This window comes from Kribbella sp. NPDC026596 (assembly GCF_040638415.1).
Classification (GTDB): Bacteria; Actinomycetota; Actinomycetes; order Propionibacteriales; family Kribbellaceae; genus Kribbella.
The window spans coordinates 1-1,669 of the sequence record NZ_JBEZYF010000159.1; the positions used below are offsets into that span (position 1 = coordinate 1).

The following is a 1,669-nucleotide window of genomic DNA, read 5'->3' on the forward strand; positions in this document are numbered from 1 at the left end:
GCGGCATAGAAAGACGTTCTGCGTGTCGGTCCGGGCGCGGGAACGTCCTCCTGATGCGCTTGTAGGGCTTGGTGTCCCATCGCAGGAGGAGGACGTTCATGTCCAACGGTAGTGGTGTGTCCAGGGGTGACCGGAACCGCAACGCGCGGCTGGCTCGCCTGCGTGAGCTGGTGCCACCGGAGAACGCGATCGTCGGGATCGACCTGGCCGACAAGAAGCAGATGGTCGTCGTGACCGACCACGACTCCAGGGTGCTGGCCCGCAAGACCTTCCGCTGCCGGGCGTGGGGTCTCGGGATGGCGTTGGATTGGGCTGCCGAGCGTGCGAGGGCGAAGGGGTTCGCCGGGGTCACGGTGGCGTGCGAGCCGACCGGACATCGTTGGCGGGTGCTTGGGCAGCTGGCTGCGGACCGGTCGATGCCGTTCGTGTGCGTGCAGCCGATGCAGACCTCGTGGGCGCGCAGGAGCGAGGACCTGACCTTCGACAAGACCGACGACAAGGACGCGATCCTGATCGCCCGGCTCACCGCCCAGCTGCGCTGCTATGTTCCCGAGCCGGTCGAGGAGACCTGGGGCCGGCTGCGGCATCTGGGAACCCGCCGGGAGCGGCTGATCGGCGAGGCGGTCTCGCAGGTCCAGCAGATGCGAGACCTGCTCGAATGCGTCTGGCCCGCCGCGTTGGTGACAGCCAATTACCCGTTCCGGTCCCGCACCTGGGCGGCCGCGATGTGGGTCATCGTGGACCGCGACAACGCCGACTTCACCCGGACCCGCCGCCTCGGCCTGGCTCGGTTCGAGACCGCCGTGCGCCGCGAGATCACCAAGCGGGGCGGGCAGAAACCCTGCCTGCGCATCGTCCGCAAGCTCTTCGCCGCGCTCACCGACCCGGCCGGCGTGATCGCCCACCGCCGCGGCGGGCTCGAACGGGTCCAGTTGCTGCTGGAGGACTGGGCCGACAACCAGCGCAAGCTCGCCGACACCGAAGACCGCGTGGTCGCCGTTCTCGACCAGCTCGAGCTCACCGAGCTCGTCACCTCGATCTCTGGCATCTCCGCGGTCGGTGCCGCAGCGATCCTCGCCGAGACCGGCGACCCCCGAAGATTCACCACAGCACGCGCCCTGGTCAAGCACGCCGGCCTCGCCCCCCGAGAGAAGCTCTCGGGCACCTTCACCGGCCGCACCAAGCTCACCGGCCAAGGCCGGCCAAGGCTCCGACTGGCCGCCTGGCGCGCGGTGTGGGGCGCCCTGCAGACCAACACCGTCTACGCCGCCCGCTACCGCCACCTCACCACGCGAGAGACCAACAGGCTCACCGCCACCCAGGCGCAGACAGTGATCGCCGCCGCGATCCTGCGGCACCTGCACGCCGTGATCACCAGCGGCGTGGCCTGGGACCCGGTGCTCGCGACGCACGGCACGCGCGACAAGCACAACACTGTCGTGGCCGCCTGAGACCTACACAGAACGCGTCCAAGCCAACGGTCGGGGCGAGCCCTACGCGGCATTGAGGAACCCCCCAGTCACCTCGCCGGACATCATGGGCAGCCCCGCCCGTCGTCTCCACAACCCGATTACACGCTGACGGGCCCAGCCCCATCACCGCTATGCAGGGACAGACGACGGACGAGGCACCGACCAATCACTTGACGCAAATCGCCTTACGCTGATGT

Annotated in this window: 1 protein-coding gene; it reads left to right on the top strand. The window is 69.0% G+C overall.

Translation table 11 applies throughout. The annotated features are described in order from the left end of the window. The first annotated feature begins 98 nt into the window (after positions 1 to 98). Positions 99 to 1,451: an IS110 family transposase gene (locus tag AB0E63_RS46435; RefSeq protein WP_360381333.1), complete on the top strand. Its 1,353-nt coding sequence runs from the start codon at positions 99 to 101 to the stop codon at positions 1,449 to 1,451. Positions 1,452 to 1,669 lie beyond the last annotated feature (218 nt).

Coding starts and splice junctions, on each gene's coding strand:
- AB0E63_RS46435 (WP_360381333.1), top strand. CDS start 99: ATGTCCAACGGTAGTGGTGTGTCCAGGGGTGACCGGAACCGCAACGCG.